Source organism: Caulobacter vibrioides (assembly GCF_002310375.3).
GTDB lineage: Bacteria > Pseudomonadota > Alphaproteobacteria > Caulobacterales > Caulobacteraceae > Caulobacter > Caulobacter vibrioides_D.
Window position 1 is genome coordinate 18,272 of the sequence record NZ_CP023315.3, and the last position, 15,915, is coordinate 34,186.

The 15,915-nt window shown below is 67.5% G+C and carries 15 protein-coding genes; 3 read left to right on the forward strand and 12 right to left on the reverse strand.

Going from position 1 to position 15,915, the window contains the following annotated elements:
- Positions 1-2: 2 nt before the first annotated feature.
- The 5 genes from moaC to moaA are packed head-to-tail and all read right to left on the reverse strand — an operon-like array spanning position 3 to position 2,763.
- Positions 3-473 carry a cyclic pyranopterin monophosphate synthase MoaC gene (gene moaC / locus CA606_RS00080; protein ID WP_096052960.1) on the reverse strand — a complete coding sequence of 157 codons (471 nt, stop codon included), beginning with the start codon at positions 471-473 and terminating at the stop codon, positions 3-5.
- Entirely contained in the window at positions 470-1,021 is a 552-nt protein-coding gene (gene moaB, locus CA606_RS00085; RefSeq protein WP_096052959.1) for a molybdenum cofactor biosynthesis protein B, read from the reverse strand. Before moaB ends, moaC begins: the two co-directional genes overlap by 4 nt.
- Positions 1,022-1,474: a molybdenum cofactor biosynthesis protein MoaE gene (locus tag CA606_RS00090; RefSeq protein ID WP_096052958.1), complete on the reverse strand. Its 453-nt coding sequence runs from the start codon at positions 1,472-1,474 to the stop codon at positions 1,022-1,024.
- Positions 1,471-1,710 (reverse strand): MoaD/ThiS family protein, encoded by a 240-nt coding sequence (locus CA606_RS00095; protein ID WP_096052957.1) that lies wholly within the window; start codon positions 1,708-1,710, stop codon positions 1,471-1,473. Before CA606_RS00095 ends, CA606_RS00090 begins: the two co-directional genes overlap by 4 nt.
- Before the next feature lie 3 nt (positions 1,711-1,713).
- Positions 1,714-2,763, reverse strand: a complete 1,050-nt coding sequence (gene moaA, locus CA606_RS00100) for a GTP 3',8-cyclase MoaA (RefSeq protein ID WP_096052956.1) — start codon at positions 2,761-2,763, stop codon at positions 1,714-1,716.
- A 30-nt stretch (positions 2,764-2,793) separates the two neighbouring features.
- Here moaA and CA606_RS00105 point away from each other — a divergent pair, with 30 nt between their 5' ends.
- Positions 2,794-3,417 (forward strand): nucleotidyltransferase family protein, encoded by a 624-nt coding sequence (locus CA606_RS00105; protein WP_096052955.1) that lies wholly within the window; start codon positions 2,794-2,796, stop codon positions 3,415-3,417.
- A 37-nt stretch (positions 3,418-3,454) separates the two neighbouring features.
- Here the strand turns inward: CA606_RS00105 and CA606_RS00110 are convergent, their stop codons facing one another.
- The 3 genes from CA606_RS00110 to CA606_RS00120 all read right to left on the reverse strand — a co-directional run bounded on the left by CA606_RS00110 (position 3,455) and on the right by CA606_RS00120 (position 6,737).
- Positions 3,455-3,679, reverse strand: coding sequence for a hypothetical protein (locus tag CA606_RS00110; protein ID WP_096052954.1), 225 nt, complete (start codon positions 3,677-3,679; stop codon positions 3,455-3,457).
- 338 nt (positions 3,680-4,017) lie between these two features.
- Positions 4,018-6,210 (reverse strand): xanthine dehydrogenase family protein molybdopterin-binding subunit, encoded by a 2,193-nt coding sequence (locus CA606_RS00115; RefSeq protein ID WP_096052953.1) that lies wholly within the window; start codon positions 6,208-6,210, stop codon positions 4,018-4,020.
- Positions 6,207-6,737 carry a (2Fe-2S)-binding protein gene (locus CA606_RS00120; RefSeq protein ID WP_096052952.1) on the reverse strand — a complete coding sequence of 177 codons (531 nt, stop codon included), beginning with the start codon at positions 6,735-6,737 and terminating at the stop codon, positions 6,207-6,209. The genes CA606_RS00115 and CA606_RS00120 overlap by 4 nt, the downstream gene beginning before the upstream one ends.
- Positions 6,738-6,911: 174 nt before the next feature.
- Between CA606_RS00120 and CA606_RS00125 the strand changes: the two genes are divergently transcribed.
- Positions 6,912-7,256, forward strand: coding sequence for an MliC family protein (locus CA606_RS00125; protein ID WP_096052951.1), 345 nt, complete (start codon positions 6,912-6,914; stop codon positions 7,254-7,256).
- Positions 7,257-7,272: 16 nt separating this feature from the next.
- Positions 7,273-8,163 (forward strand): NAD(P)-dependent oxidoreductase, encoded by an 891-nt coding sequence (locus CA606_RS00130; protein ID WP_096052950.1) that lies wholly within the window; start codon positions 7,273-7,275, stop codon positions 8,161-8,163.
- 10 nt (positions 8,164-8,173) lie between these two features.
- On the opposite strand, the gene CA606_RS00135 is transcribed toward CA606_RS00130, so the two are convergent.
- The 4 genes from CA606_RS00135 to CA606_RS00150 all read right to left on the reverse strand — a co-directional run bounded on the left by CA606_RS00135 (position 8,174) and on the right by CA606_RS00150 (position 15,828).
- Positions 8,174-9,826, reverse strand: a complete 1,653-nt coding sequence (locus CA606_RS00135; protein ID WP_096052949.1) for an MFS transporter — start codon at positions 9,824-9,826, stop codon at positions 8,174-8,176.
- Positions 9,827-9,882: 56 nt separating this feature from the next.
- Positions 9,883-12,585 (reverse strand): PAS domain-containing hybrid sensor histidine kinase/response regulator, encoded by a 2,703-nt coding sequence (locus CA606_RS00140; protein ID WP_096052948.1) that lies wholly within the window; start codon positions 12,583-12,585, stop codon positions 9,883-9,885.
- A 98-nt stretch (positions 12,586-12,683) separates the two neighbouring features.
- The gene (locus CA606_RS00145; protein ID WP_096052947.1) at positions 12,684-13,367 is read right to left on the reverse strand and encodes a Fe2+-dependent dioxygenase; all 684 of its coding nucleotides are present in this window, start codon (positions 13,365-13,367) and stop codon (positions 12,684-12,686) included.
- 148 nt (positions 13,368-13,515) lie between these two features.
- Positions 13,516-15,828: a TonB-dependent receptor gene (locus CA606_RS00150; protein ID WP_096052946.1), complete on the reverse strand. Its 2,313-nt coding sequence runs from the start codon at positions 15,826-15,828 to the stop codon at positions 13,516-13,518.
- Between the last annotated feature and the right edge of the window lie 87 nt (positions 15,829-15,915).

Here is a 15,915-nt window from a genome sequence, read left to right on the forward strand (position 1 = left end):
GTCTAGGCGGCTTTCCAGTCGCCAGACTTGCCGCCGGTCTTTTCCAGAAGGCGAACGGTCTCGATGACCATGCCTTTCTCGGCGGCCTTGAGCATATCGTAGATCGTCAGGCAGGCCACCGAAGCGGCCGTCAGGGCTTCCATCTCGACGCCAGTTGGTCCCGTTGTCTTGACCCGCGCTGTCACCGCCAGGCCGTCGGCGGCCGGTTCGACGGCGACCTCGACCTTCGACAGCGCCAAGGGATGACAAAGCGGGATCAGATCCGAGGTCTTCTTGGCCGCCATCACACCGGCCAATTCGGCCACCGCGCGAACGTCGCCCTTGCGGCCCGAGCCCGAGATGGCCAGCGTGAGGGTTTCGGGGCTCATGCGCACAAAACCCGTCGCCACGGCCTCGCGAACGGTGGCCGCCTTGTCCGAGACATCGACCATGCGCGCGCGCCCTTGGTCGTCGATATGGGTGAGCTTGCTCAACGTTCCAGAAGCCTCGGCATCAGTTCGACCATGTTGCAGGGCTTGTGGCGGCTGTCCAACTGGGCGGCGATGACCTTGTCCCAGCCATCCTTCACCGCGCCGTTGCTGCCGGGAAGACAGAAGACGAAGACGCCGTCGATCAGGCCCGCCGTCGCGCGCGATTGCAGGGTCGAAAGGCCCACGGTGGCGTAGCTGACCAGATGGAAGATGACCGAAAAGCCGTCGATCTTCTTGTCGAACAAGGGCTCCAGCGCCTCGACGGTGACGTCACGGCCGGTCAGGCCGGTCCCGCCGGTGGTCACGATCGCATCGACCGTCTTGCTGTCGATCCAAGAGCGAACCTGAGCCCGGATCTGGTCGATGTCGTCGCGCACGACCACGCGGCCGCCCAGCTCATGCCCGGCGGTCCTGATGCGCTCGACCAGGATCTGGCCTGAGGTGTCGCTGGCCTCGTCGCGGGTGTCGGAGATCGTCAGCACCGCGACGCGAACGGGCGTGAAGGGCAGGTCGGGCTTGATCCCGCCGCCGGGTTTCAGCGCTTCGGACACTCAGGCCTCCTCATCCCAGCGTTCGGCGTCGGTCCTATCGCGCGCGGTGGGTTCGATCCAGCGCGGACCGTCGGGACCATGCTCCTTCTTCCAGAAGGGCGCGCGGCTCTTCAGATAGTCCATCAGATAGTCGCAAGCCTCGAAGGCCTCACGGCGATGGGCGGCGGCCGTCGCTACGAAGACGATCGCCTCGCCCGGCGCGATACGGCCGACACGATGCACGATGTGGACGTCCTGCAGGGCGAAGCGCGTGACGGCGTCCTGCGCGATCCGCCCGATCGCCGCATCGGTGAAACCCGGGTAGGCCTCAAGCTCCAGCGCGCGGGCGGCTCCCTTTTCGGCGCGCGCGAGCCCGATGAAGGTCGCCACCGCGCCGGTTTCATCACGGTCCGCGCAAAAGGCGGTGACAAGCGCCCCGGGCTCGAACGGCTGGTCCGTCAGGGTGACGATCATCCGCCGCTCATGGGCGGCAGGAAGGCGACCTCGCTGGCGGGCGACAGCGCCGCCTCGCCTCGGACGATGGCCTTGTCCACCGCGACCTGCACGCCGGGCGCGACAAGCGCCCCGGCGAGGTCCGGATCCGTCCGGGCGATACTGGCGCGCAGGGTCGACAGGTCCAAGGCCTCGACCTCGCGCTCGCGCCAGCCGGCCTGGTCGGCCAGGCGTCCAAACAGGAGAACCCGCGCCATCCTTCAGCCCCCAGTCGTCGACATGTGGCGGGCCACGGCGGGACGCGAGGCGGCGATCTGAAAGTCGTGGCCCTTGGGCTTGGACCCGATCGCCGCGAAGATCGCGTCGATCAGTTCCGCGTCATTGGCCCCGCTGCGGATCACCGCGCGCAGGTCGCTGGCGTCGTCGCGACCCAGGCAGGTGTGCAGCGTGCCTGTGCAGGTCAGGCGCACGCGGTTGCACGTGTCGCAGAAGTGGTTGCTGAGCGGGGTGATCAAGCCCAGCCGGCCGCCGGTCTCGGCCACGCGGACATAGCGGGCTGGGCCGCCTGTCGCGTCGGGAATGTCTTCCAAGGTCCAGAACGCCGACAGGTCCTGGCGGACGTCCTTGAGAGAGAGGAACTGGTCCGTGCGATCCTGGTCGACCTCGCCCAGCGGCATGGTCTCGATCAGGGTGATGTCGCAGCCGCGCGCGTGCGCCCACTGGATCAGCGCGGGGATCTCGCCGGCGTTGTCATGCCTGAGCGCGACGGTGTTGATCTTGACCGCCATCCCCGCCGCCTGGGCGGCGTCGATCCCAGCGATAACGCGCGCGACGTCGCCGCCCCGGGTCAGGGCGCGGAACAGGTCGGGCTTCAGCGTGTCGAGCGAGACGTTGATCCGCCGAACGCCGTGGCCCGCCAGATCCGCGGCGTAGCGTTCGAGCTGCGACCCATTGGTGGTCAGGGTCAGCTCGTCCAAGGCGCCGGAGCGCAGATGTCGCGACAGGCTGGCCACCAAGGCCATGAAACCCTTGCGCACCAGCGGCTCGCCGCCGGTCAGGCGCAGCTTGCGCACGCCCAGGCCCACAAAGGCCGAGGCTAGGCGATCCAGCTCCTCAAGCGTCAGCACCTCCGCCTTGGGCAGGAACGTCATGTGCTCGGCCATGCAGTAGACGCAACGCAGGTCGCAGCGATCGGTGACCGACACGCGCAGATAGGTGACCGCGCGCCCAAAACCGTCGATCAGCGACGGCCCGGGCGCTCGGGCGTTGGTCAAGACCGCTTGCGCGGCGCTGTCATCGTAGGGCGTCATGTCGGACCGTTAGAATAGGCGCTGCGACCCATGACGCAAAGAGATACGAGCCTTCTCGACGCCATCGTCCTGGCGGCGGGTCGCGGCGTTCGTTTCGGCGGCGGCAAGCTGACCGCAGCCTTGGATGGCGCGCCCCTGGTGGCCGGCGCTCTGCGGACCGCGTTTCTGTCGCCAGCGCGCCGGGTCTTCGTGGCGGTGGGCCCTGACCAGGCGGTTCGCAAGGCGGTTGAAGCGACCGCGACACGTCTGGCGGCGAGCGACCGCCTGGTGCTTGTGGCGGTCGATGATCCCTCGGCCGGCATGGGCGTTTCGCTGGCGACGGCGGCGCGCAGCGTTCCGGACGACACGGCCGGTGTCTTCGTCTTTCTTGGCGACATGCCCAGGATCGATCCAGCGACGCCAAGACATCTGGCCAGGATGCTCGCTGATCCGAGCGACATCGTCGCCCCCACCCATCTTGGACGCCGGGGCCATCCGGTTCTGTTCGGCGCCGAATGGATGCCGGTCTTGGTCGCGCTGTCCGGCGACGAAGGCGCACGGGCGATCATCGACCAAGCGGGCGCGCGACTGATCCGCGTTCCGGTCGAGGACCCCGGCGTTCATCTCGATGTCGATCGACCCGGCGACCTCGCGCGGGTTGAGACGAACGGCTAAGGCGACGTCGCGGAAAAGACAGGCCCGCCCACAGCGTTCAGTGCTCCGGCGGTTCCGGGGCCGTGACGATCGCTTGAAGCTCCCGGATCAGCCTCAAGGCGCCGGCGGTGTCGCCTCGCTCCTCAAGCGCCGCCAAACGGGGAATGAGCAGACTGAGCACCCGACGATAGTCAACGCCCACCTTGGCGAGGGCCTGGAGGAACAAGGCGACGTCTTCCTCCTCGCCGAGCGCGTCGAGATCAGAATCCGAACACGATCTCATGGGCGCGCCCCACGCCGAGCTTTCGCGTCGCAGGCCCGACCCATGGAGCGACTTCGTACAAGATCGCGAGCGTGTCGGCCTACACCGGCCAACCGTTGAACCTGATCCACGCCCACCCCTCGGCGAGGCGGTTCGCTGACGCTTGTCTTCCCTTCGCCGGGAAACGCGCCGACGCATGGCGGGATCTCCGGAAGTCGGAGAGACACGGCGGTCGGCCATAAGACCTCCCGCCCGCTCAAGGCCGGCTCGTCAAACACGATACGGTTACGCTCACCCATACCGACAGGATGATCGGGGAATTTCTTCCCGTCCAGCGTGTATTTACTGCCGGTGGTCGATCAGGCTTGCGCGCTGACCCACGGCAGGCGCGAGGTCGCGGTCTTGTTCAAGGCGAAAATGGCGTTGGCCACGGCCGGCGCGATCACCGGCGTACCCGGTTCGCCCACGCCGCTGGGTCGATTGCCCGACGGCACGATATGGGTCTCGACCGACGGCGCCTCGTTGATCCGCAGCACGCGGTATCCATCGAAGTTGGTCTGATCGACTTTGCCGTCCGTCAGCGTCACCTCGCCAAACAGCGCGGCCGACAGGCCATAGCACGTGCCGCCTTCCATCTGCGCGGCGATCTGGTCGGGCGAGATCGCCACGCCGCAGTCGATCGCGGTCACCACGCGGCCCACACGCGGAACGCCGTCCTCGAGCTTGACCTCGGCCACCTGCGCCACGACGGAGCCGAAGCTCTCGTGGACCGCAACGCCGCGCGTCCAGCCCGCCGTCGCCTTGGGGCCAGCTTTCTCCATCGCCAGGTTCAGGACGGCCAGGTGACGATCCGCGCCCGCCTTGGCGTAGAGCGCTCGCCGGTACTCGACGGGATCCTTGCCGGCCTTGGCGGCCAACTGGTCGATGGTGTGCTCCATCACGAAGGCGGTATGGGTCGCGCCCACCGAGCGCCACCACAGCACCGGCACGCCGACGTCGGGGAACGCCACCTGGGCGTCGACCACGGGCGTCGCCTTCAGATAGGGCGAGTCGTTGATGCCCTCGAACGCCGAGGAGTCGGGGCCCTTGCCCATCGGCATGGGCGCGCCCTTCATGATCGACTGGGTGACGATGCGGTGGCGCCAGGCCGCCGGCAGGCCGTCCTTGTCCAGCTTCACCTTCAGCGCGTGCAGGACGATCGGTCGGAAGTACCCCGACTGCATGTCGTCTTCGCGCGTCCAGACCAGCTTCACCGGACGGCCCTTGCCGACCTTCTTGGCGATGTGGACGCACTCGACGGCGTAGTCCGACTGGAAGGTGGCGCGGCGACCGAACGAGCCGCCGGCGAACAGGGTTTCGATCTCGACCGAGCCTGGCAGACAGCCCACGACCTTGGCCACGTTCAGCTGGTCCAGGGTCTGGCCCTGTGATCCGAACGTCAGCTTGACCTTGCTGCCATCGACAGCGGCGACGCAGTTCATCGGCTCCATGGTCGCGTGGGCCAGATACGGGAACTCGTAGCTCAGCTCGACCACGTCGGCGCCCTTGGCCGTTTCCAGCGCAGCGCCGTCGCCGCGTTGGTCGAAGGGCTCCCATTTCACCGAGGCGTCCTTGCCGGACAGCACGTCGCGATAGCCCTGGATGATCGCCGGGCTGCCGCGCTTCTCGGCCTTCTCTTCGTCCCACTCGACCTTCAGGGCCTCGCGGCCCATGCGGGCGGCATAGGTGTTCTGGGCGACGACGGCGACGCCGGTCGGGATCTCAAAGACGTCGACGACACCGGCGACCTTCTTGGCCTCGCCCGCGTCGAAACTCTTCACCTTGCCGCCGAACCGGGGGGCGTGAGCGACCATCGCGGTCAGCATGTCGGGCAGGCGGACGTCCTGGGTGAACCGGGCCGTGCCGTCGCTCTTGGCCTGCGAGTCCTTGCGGCGCACGCGGTCCGAGCCGATCAGGGTGAACGCCTTGGGATCCTTCAGCTTGGGATCGGTCGGCGGGTTGACCTTGGCCGCGTCGTTCAGCAATTCGCCAAACGTGGCGGTCTTGCCCGAGCTATGCGCCAGCACGCTGTCCTTCAGCGTGATCTCGCCGACCGGGACGTTCCAACGGTTGGCGGCGGCCTGCACGAACATCGCCCGAGCGCCCGCGCCCGCCTTGCGAAGCTGGTCCCACGAGTTGGAAATCGCCGACGAGCCGCCGGTCAGCTGCGCGCCCATGTTCCCGTTGGCGTAGAGCTTGGCGTTGGCGGGGGCCTGTTCGACCTTCACCTTGCTCCAGTCGGCGTCCAGTTCCTCGGCGACGATGGCCGCTAGGCCCGCGTGATTGCCCTGGCCAAATTCGATGTGCTTGGAGATCACCGTGACCACACCATCGGGCGCGATCTTGATGAACGGACCAAAGGCGCCGACCTCGACCTTCGAGCCGGCGCTCATCAGGTCGGCGGGAGAGCACCCGACCAGGAGCGCGCCGCCCACCATCGTGGAGGCGACCACGACATCGCGGCGGCTGGGCTGGATGGCCTTCAGGCCCTTGGGATCGACGGGGGCGTTCATCGGCCAGCTCCCCGGTGCGTCGCGCCCGAGGCGGCGACGATGGCTTCATCGATATCGGCGTGCGCTTCACCCGTGGGCGGGCCGAAATCGGCGGCGTCCTTGATCGCGGCGCGGATGCGTTGGTAGGCGCCGCAGCGACAGATATTGCCCGCCATGGCCTCGTCGATGTCCTGGTCCGTGGGCTTGGGCTTCTGGGCCAGCAGCGCGCAGGCCGACATGATCTGGCCGGACTGGCAGTAGCCGCACTGGGGGACGTCGTGACGCACCCAGGCCTGTTGCACGGGATGCTGACCGCCCAGGCCCTCGATGGTCGTGACCTTGGCGGCGCCCACCGCCTCAATCGGCGTGACGCAGGAGCGGATCGGCTGGCCATCCAGATGAACCGTACAGGCGCCGCATTGAGCGACGCCGCAGCCGAACTTGGCGCCCGTCATGCCCAGTTCGTCCCGCAGCACCCAAAGCAAGGGCGTCTCCGGCGCGGCCTGCACAGAAACCGGCTTGCCGTTGATATCGAGGGTCATGGCCATGCGTCTTCGCCTCCCAACGAAAGACGGGACGCATCGCGCCCCCTTGTGAAACCTAACACCGTTCACACATGGCTTGGCCAGAAGGATTTTCAACCGCTCGACCAACGAACGTCCCTCTGACGAAAATCGTCGGCCTAGAGGCGGGATGGCGGGGCGCCGGGCGCGAAACGGGCTATGCTTGCGGTCACCCAGGGAGTTCGCGTCATGCGTCGTATGGTCATTGCCGTCGCCATCCTATCGGCGACGCTCGCGGGCTGCGCCACGGTCGCGCCGATGGACTCGACCGACGCGCCCATCCGCTACAGCTGCAAGGCGGGCAAGCGTTTCACCGCCGCCTACGCCCTGCACGGAAAACGGGTCGTCGTCTCCGCCGGCGGCGTGACCAAGACGCTCAAGCTGGCGCGTTCCGCCTCCGGGGCGCGCTACACCGCGGGTCAGGCCGAGATCTGGAGCAAGGGCGCCGACGCCATGCTCACGGGTTTCCCTGGCGGCCCCTATGACGACTGCCGTTCGCAATAAGCCTCGAGGTTTTGTGTTGGACTCGTTCCCCGCTTTCTTCCCCCTGGCCGGCCGCAAGGTGGTGATCGCCGGCTCTGGCGAAGCCGCCGAGGCCAAGGCGCGGCTGTTTGACGGCTCGCCCGCGACGCTGGTTCGCCTGGACGGTCACGCCGCCTATCTGCCCGGATCCTATAGCGGCGCCGCCTTCGCCTTTATCGCCAGTTCCGACGAGGTGTTCGTGCAGGCCGCCGCCGGCGCCGCGCGCGCCGCGCGGGTCCTGGTCAATGTGGTGGATCGGCCGGAGCTCTGCGACTTCAATACGCCTGCGGTGATCGACCGGGGCCAGGTGGTGGCGGCCGTGGGGACGGGCGGCGGGGCGCCGGTGCTGGCCACCATGCTGCGCAACGACATCGAGGCCCAGGTGCCCGAGGGCACGGGCCGGGTCGCGGCCTTGCTCGCCAAGTTCCAAAGCGAGGTTCGCAAGACCCTGCCGGCCCTGCATGAGCGCCGGGCCTTCCTGCGCGAAGCGGTGATGGGCGAGGCCGCCGCCGCCGCCCGCACGGGCGACATGGACCGCGCCGGGCAGCTGTTCCGCGAGGCCCTGGCCAAGGGCGGGGCGCGCAAGGGCGTCGTGCGCTTCATCGCCGGCAAGGGGCCCTCAGACCTGTTGACCCTCCGCGCGCTCCGCGCCCTCGGCTCGGCCGACGTTCTGGTGCTGGACGGCGACGTCGAGCCCGAGGTGGTGAAGATGGCCCGTCGCGACGCCGAGCGCCTCGACGCCGAAACCGCCGACGCCGACCATCTGATCCAGCTGGCTCGTGAGGGCCGCCAGATCGTCCGGCTGATCGCCCATCCGGTGGATCCGGCCCTGGTGCACGCCCTCACCCAGGCCGAGGTCGCGGTCGAGGTTCTCCCCGTCGCGACCTGACCCAACCGGGCTAGTTCAGCGGCCGCTCCTTGGTCTCGGGCAGCAGGAAGGCGGTGGTCAGCACGCTGAGCAGCGTGAAGGCGACGGGATACCACAGGCCCGCATAGATATTGCCGACCGCCGCCACGATCGCGAAGGCGAAGAACGGCACGAAGCCGCCGACCCAGCCGGTGCCGATGTGGTAGGGCAGGGACAGCGCCGTGTAGCGCACACGCGTCGGGAACAGCTCGACCAGGCAGGCCGCCAGCGGTCCGAACAGGGCCGTGGCGGCGATCACGAACACAAACAGCACGCCCAGGATCATCGGCACGTTCATTCGCGCCGGATCCGCCTTGGCCGGATAGCCGGCCTGGGTCAGCGCGGTCTTGATCCGGGTCTCTACCTCGGTCTTCACCGCCTTGACGTCGTTCGTCCCCAGACCTTCGGCGCTTCTGGAGGCGATCTCGGCGCCGCCGATGCGCATGACTGCGACAGCGCCCGCCGGCGCCGCTTCATTGGTGTAGGACACGCCCGCATTGGCCAGCGTGCTCTTGATGATGTCGCAGGAGGTCACGAACGCGGTCTTGCCCACCGGATCGAACTGCAAAGAGCAGTCCTTGGGATCGGCGAACACCACGACGGGGGCCTTGGCGCTGGCTTCGGCGAGGGCCGGATTGGCCGCCTTCTCCAGCAGGTGGAACCCGGGGAAGTAGAACAGCAGCGCCAGGGTCATGCCGCCCAGCATCACCGGCTTTCGGCCCACCTTGTCCGAGAGCCAGCCGAAGACGACGTAGAAGATGGCGCTGATCGCGGTGGCGATCATCATCAGTTCGTTGATCGTCACCGGGTCAACCTTCAGGAACTTCTCCATGAAGGTCTGGACGTAGAAGAAGCTCGTGTACCAGACCGCGCCCTGGGCGCACATCATCGACACGAAGGCCAGGATCACCAGCTTGAGGTTGCCCCATTGGCCGAAGGCCTCGGCGTAGGGCGCCTTAGAGGCCTGGCCCTCGGCCTTCATGGCTTCGAAGGTCGGGCTTTCGGTCAGCTTCAGGCGCATCCAGACCGAGACCCCCAAAAGGCCGATCGAGACAGCGAACGGGATCCGCCAGCCCCAGGCGTCGAAGGCGTCGGGACCGACATACTTGCCCAGAGCCCAACGCGTGGCGAGGATGACCAGCAGGGCGCCGAACAGGCCGAAGGCGGCCGAGGTCTGAACCCACGAGGTCGACCAGCCGCGCTTGTTGGCCGGCGAGTGCTCGGCGACGTAGATGGCCGCCCCGCCGTACTCGCCGCCCAGGGCGAAGCCCTGCAGGCAGCGCATGATGATCAGCAGGATCGGCGCAATGATCCCCGCCTGTTCGTAGGTGGGCAGGAAGGCGATGGCGAAGGTGGCGCCGCCCATCAGCAGAACCGTGGCCAGGAACGCGCCCTTGCGGCCGGCCTGGTCGCCGATCTTGCCGAACACCAGGGCGCCCAGCGGCCGGAACGCGAAGCCGACGCCAAACAGCGCGAGGGCGGCGATATAGCCTGCGGTCTCGTTCAGCCCGGCGAAGAAGGTCTTCGAGATGACCTGGGTCAGGCTCCCGAAGATGAAGAAGTCGTACCACTCGAACGCCGTACCGGCCGACGAGGCCGCGACCACCGTGCGCATCGACGCGCGTTCCTGACCTTCGTCAGCCATCTGGTTCCCCCTATTTTGGCCCTGCTTAGCGTGGTTCAGGGTTTGGGGGAACGGGGTTAGGCGACCGCGCAGCGGTTGTCCGGCTCTCTGTTGGACAGACGAACGATCTCGGTCACCAAAGCCGTGGGCGAGATGGGTTTGGCGACGACCCCATCCATACCGGCGGCCCGATAGGCCGCGCGCTGATGGGCCATGACATTGGCGGTCAGGGCGATGATCGGCGCGCGCCCGGCGGAGCCGGGGAGGGCGCGAATTTGACGCGAGGCCTCCAGGCCATCCATGCCGGGCATCTGCACGTCCATCAGGACGAGGTCGAAGCCGCCGCCAGCCGCCGCCGCGACGCCAGCGGCGCCGTCGTCCGCCACGCTGACGGCCGCGCCCAGCTGCTCGAGAATCCGGCGGGCGACCAATTGGTTCGTGCGGTTGTCTTCGACCACCAGGATTTTCAGGTCGGTCAGCAGGGCGGAGATCTCGTTGACCTGGGCGCTCGGCGGGTCGGCGGGCGGCGCGGCGATGCTGAGCGAGAATGTCGAGCCTTCGCCTGGCGTCGAGCGGAAGGCGACCTCGCCGCCGAGCATGCGGGCCAGCTTGCGCGTGATCGCCAGTCCCAGGCCCGAGCCTCCAAACCGTCGGGTCGTGCCCGCGTCAGCCTGCTGGAAGCGCTCGAATAGCCGGCCTTGCGCCTCGAGAGGTACGCCCACGCCGGTGTCGATGACGTCGAACACCAGCTGCGGCGCCTCGTCGGTGATCAGGCGCCGGGCGCGCACGGTCACCGAGCCCTTCAAGGTGAATTTCACCGCGTTGCCGACAAGGTTGAACAACGCTTGCCGGACCCGGGTGGGATCGGTCTGGATCCACCCCAGGTCTTCGGGGAGGTCCAGCTCCAGACGCAGTCCCTTGTGCGAGGCCTGGGCGGCCAGGAGCCGGGCAACGCCGCGCACCAGCTCGCGCGGGTCGACCGGCTCGCGGTTGAGGTCAAGGCGGCCGGCTTCGATCCGCGAAATGTCGATGACGTCATCGAGCAGGGTCGAGAGCATCTGGCCCGCGGCCAGCGCTTCGCTCAGGAGATCGGCGCTGTCGCCGGGCGGCAGTTCGCGCTTCAGGACATGCATCACACCCAGCACCCCGTTCATGGGCGTGCGGATCTCGTGGCTCATATTGGCCAGGAACTGGGCCTTGGCGTCGTTGGCGGCCTGGGCGACGCGTTCAGCCGCGATCAGGGCCAACTCGGCCTTCTTCTTCTCGTCGATATCGAGGATCAGACCCACCGCCTTGCGCGCCTTACCCTGACCGTCGCGATGGACCTCGTGGAAAATCCGCACCCACCGCGCCTCGCCCTCAGGCGAGAGCAGGCGGACCTCATGCTCTTGGGGCGTGCGGCGACCCTCGCGCCGCCAGGCGGCCGCAGTTTCGTAGAGCTGGGTCAGGTCCTCCGGATGCACCATCGGCCAGATCCCCTCGCGGACGTTCTGGTACTCGACCCGACGACCCATCATTCGGTGGAACTCCGGGGATCCCCAGAAGGTCTGCCGTTCGTGGTCGATCTCGTAGACCCCGGCCCGCGCGGCCCCCAGGGCCACCTTCAGCCGCCGCGCGTTGCTGCGAGCTTCGCGTCGCGCCCCGGTGAGGGCGGTGATCTCGTCCATGTAGGTGATGACGCCGACGATCTCTCCGGCGACGTCGCGCCAGGGCCGGGCCTCCCAGCGGAACGCGTGCTCGACGCCTTCGGCGTCACAGAGGCGGTCTTCTCGTCGGGTCACGACCTCGCCTGAGAGCGCCCGCGTCACCCGGGCCACGAACCGACGGCGCCCGCCATGAGTGAGTTCGGTCAGGGTCTTGCCGATGACCTGATCCTCGGTCGACCGAAAGACCTCCAGGAACCGCGGGCTGACCATCCTCAGCCGCATGTCCAGATCGTAGACCGCCACGGCGAACGGAGCGTCCTCGATCAGGCGCCGCGCGCGGCGCTCGCTCCAGATCGCCTTGTCACGGCTCCGGGCCACGTCCGTGATGTTCTGCGAAACGCCCTTCAGCGCGAACAGCGATCCGGGCCTGGCCTCGGCGCGGTAGGTGGCGCGCAAGGTGAACCAGCGGCCGTCATTGGCCCGCAGCCGATACTCCAGCGAACCGCCTTCGCCGGTGCGCACCGCCCGCGCGAACGCCGCCTGGACTGTTGCGCGCTGGTCTTCGGGCAGACGGGCGAGGAAGAGGTCGGTGGTGGCGACGTCTTGCGGCGATACGCCCATCAGGGCCAGGGCGTCAGGCGCCCAATCGATGCGCCCGGTCTCAGGCTCATAGTTCCAGACGCCGATTCCAGCTTCCTCGGCCAACAAGGCCTGGGTGCGCCGGGCTGCTTCCAGTTCGAGCCGCGCCTCCACCTCAGCGGAGATGTCGTGCATGACGCCGACCAGCTCGCCATTGGGCCCCAGGCGCGAGCGGCCCTGCAGCCAGATCCAGCGGCCATCCTTGCAACGGATTTTCAGTTCATTGATCGCCGAACCCGTCTGGCGAAGCCGCCGACCGGTGTCGATCAGTTCGGCCTGGCTGTCGGGATGAACGAACTTGATCGTGGGCTGGCCCACAAGCTCGTCCTGGGCCCAGCCGGTCAGCTGCGACCAGGCGTCGTTGACGCTGATGAACCTGCCTTCGGCGGACACCACGGTGAAGAGGTCGCTGGCGTTGTCGAAAAACCAGCGTGCGGCCTCGACCTCGCCAAAGGACGAGGTGGGGGCGGGCACGGGGGTCGACGCCTTGGACATCCGATCTCCAAAAAGTTGGGCGGATGTTGGGGCGCAACCGTAAACTTATAGTTCGCGCGGCGTAGCAATGTTCGCCGAATGCAACCGACCGCCTGGGCTCAGACCTCGGCCCATTGCCGCAGCAGGTTGTGATAGACGCCGGTGAGCGACAGGATCGCCTCGTCGTCTCGTTCCACCTTGCGCGACAGGCGCTGGATGGCGACGTCCATGTCCAGCAGCAGAGAGCGCTTGGCGTCGTCGCGGATCAGGCTCTGGATCCAGAAGAAGCTGGCCGTACGCCGGCCGCGCGTCACGGTCGTGACGTGATGCAGGCTGGTGCTGGGGTAGAGGATGGCGTCGCCCGCGGCCAGCTTGACGACGTGGTCGCCATAGAGGTCATTCACCACCAGTTCGCCGCCGTCATAGTCCTCGGGATCGGTCAGGAAGAGGGTGCAGGACAGGTCGGTGCGCAGGCGCTGGCCCGTCACGGGATCACGCCGGATGGCGTTGTCGACGTGGTCTCGGAAACCCATGCCTTCGCCATAGCGGTTGAACATCGGTGACAGGATGGTCTGGGGCAGGGCGGCGGAGACGAACAGCGGGTTGGCCTCCAGGGCCTGGACGATCATCGCCCCGACCTGGCGGGCCTCGGCGCTGTCCTGCGGCAACTGTTCGTTGTTCTTGGCCATGGCGGCCTGGAAGCCTGAGGTGACGTTGCCGTCGACCCAGGGGCCCGCATCGAGGATCGCGCGGCACTCGGCCACCTGCGCCTTGGTCAGCACCTCGGGAATCTGCAGCATCATGACGGGTGTCCTATTTGCGAGCCATTCCTAGATGGCCAGGCCGATCACGCCCTTGATCCGGATCAGATCATCGCCGGCCCTCAAAGGAAAAACGCCCCGACCGACGAAAGCCGGACGGGGCGCTGGCGTGAAGTCCTTCGAGGGGAGGTCAGTACTTCACATTGACGGTCAAGGTCGCCTGGCGGCCTGGCGCGGGATCGGCGTGGTGCACGCCGTTGGTGCGCAGGATGTAGCGCTCGTCCGTCAGGTTCTGGACGTTGAGCTGCAGGGCGACCGTCTTGCTGAGCGACCAGGACGCGAAGGCGTCGTAGCGGGTGTAGGACGGGGCGAAGACCTTGTTGGTCCCGCCGCCGGCGCCGCCCTGATTGCCGCCGAAGCTCTTGGAGACGTAGTAGGCGCCGCCGCCCACCGACACCTGCGGCGTCACCCGGTAGGTCGAGAAGAGGCTGACGGTGTGGTTGGGCGTGTTGGCCAGCGGATCGCCGATGTTGACGCTGGTATAGGGGCCCCGGACCAACTCGCTGTCCATATAGGTGTAGCCGCCGAAGACCTGCCAGGCGCGGGTGACCGACCCCGACACGCCCAGTTCGACGCCCTGCACGCGAACCTCGCCCGCCTGTTCGGTCTGGGTCGCGCTGACGGCGATCACGGCGTTCTTACGCTCGGTGCGGAAGACCGCGCCCGAAAGCGCCAGCTTGTCGTCAAACACGTTCCACTTGGCCCCGGCTTCAAGGCTGGTGGTGTCTTCAGGATCCAGCAGCGCCTGGGCCGGGGTGGCGGCGGTGTTCTGGTCGCCGGCGGCGATGGTGGGCGGGGTCGAGGCCGTCGCGTAGGAGACGTACAGGCTGCTCGACGGCGTCGGCTTGTAGTTCAGGCCGATCTGATAGTTGACGAAGTCCCAGCTGGCCTTGTCCAGGTTGGCGTAGGTCACGCCGGTGACCACGCCGTTGGCGGAGGTCGCCGTCGCGTTGAAGCCTTGCGTGGAATAGTCGTCGTAGCGGACGCCCAGGTTCAGCAGCAGCTTCTCCGACAGGTCGATCGTATCGAACGCATAGATCGAGCCGCTGCGGGTCTTGGACTGCGAGGCGGGGCCGCGATTGATCACGCCCGTCCAGGCGTCGCCCGGATTGGGGGCGTAAAGCCGCGTACAGTCGCCCGTGCCCGCGCCGGTGAAGCCTGTCGGGCAGGCCGAACCCGCCGTGGTGAAGATCACGTAGGTGGCGTTATCATTGACCTCGCGCGACAGCTCCATGCCCAGGTTGAAGCGGTTCTTCAGCCCGGCCAGCTCGAACTTGCCCGTCAGGTCGGTGACGAAGGCGGTGGTCTCGGTCTCGTTCCAGCGCGACTTGGTCCCGCGCTTCATCCACCACTCGCCGGCCACGAACTGGGCCGCGCCGCCGTCGCCGGGGTTGGTGACCAGATAGTCGTTCAGCGTCTTGCCGTAACGGATCACCTGGCGGACGGCGAGGTTCTCGTTAATCTCGTGACGGACGGCGACGGTGGCGATGTCGGCCTTGGTCTTCATCCAGTCGCGATCCAGGCCGTAATAGGCGCTGCGCGAGACATCCAGGATGCCATCGGCCGGGCGCGTGCGGCTGTCGGTTCCGGCCACGCCCCAGGTGCGCTTGGCCGCTAGCGGAATCCCGTAGTCCGGGTCCTGTTCGCTATCGAGGTGATAGTAGCTGAGCGTGGCCTGAGTCTGGGTGTCGATGCCGAAGGCCAAGGACGGCGCCAAGCCCCAGCGCTTGAAGTCTACACTGTCGCGCCCAGGCGTATCGCCGCCGGTGGCCATCAGGTTCAGACGCAAGGCGGCGTTCTTAGCGAAGGCGTAGTTGCCGTCGGCGGTGACGCGATAATAGTTGTCCGTGCCGGCGGCGGCCGACCCTGCCACGAAGGTGTCGAGCTTGGGCGTCTTGGACGACAGGTTGATGCTGCCGCCGCCCGAACCGCGACCGCTATAGACCGAGTCCGGACCCTTGATCACTTCAACCTGTTCGAGGTTGAACACCTCGCGCGTCTGTCCGCCCGTGTCGCGCACACCGTCAACGAAGACGTTGTTGCCCGAGCTCTGGCCCCGGATGAACGGACGGTCGGCCAGTGGCTGACCGCCTTCGCCTGCGCCGAACGTGATGCCCGGCGAGGTGCGCAGGATGTCGGCGAGCGAGGTGGCGGCGGTCTGCTCGATGATCTTTGACGGGATGACCGTCACCGAGCGAGGGGTGTCGACCAGGGGCGCGGTGAACTTGCTCGACGAGGGGTCGGCCACCCGCTTGGCGTCGATCTTGACGCCGGAGACTTCCGTGCCGTCGGCGGTCGACGCCGTGGCGATCGGCGCGGCGGCGTCCAGCTCGGTGGCCGAGACGGCTTGAGCCAGGCCAAGGCCCGCGAGCCCGGCGACAGCGGCGACGCCCAAGGCGCGGCGGGGCCGGCTTACAACGCCAGCGAAGTTCGGATTACGCATAGTGATTGTCCCCAGAGAGCGCCAACACCGCTCTTCTTGAAATTGCGAGGCGTTCTTACCGATCTTGCAACACGTTCGCAATGATAA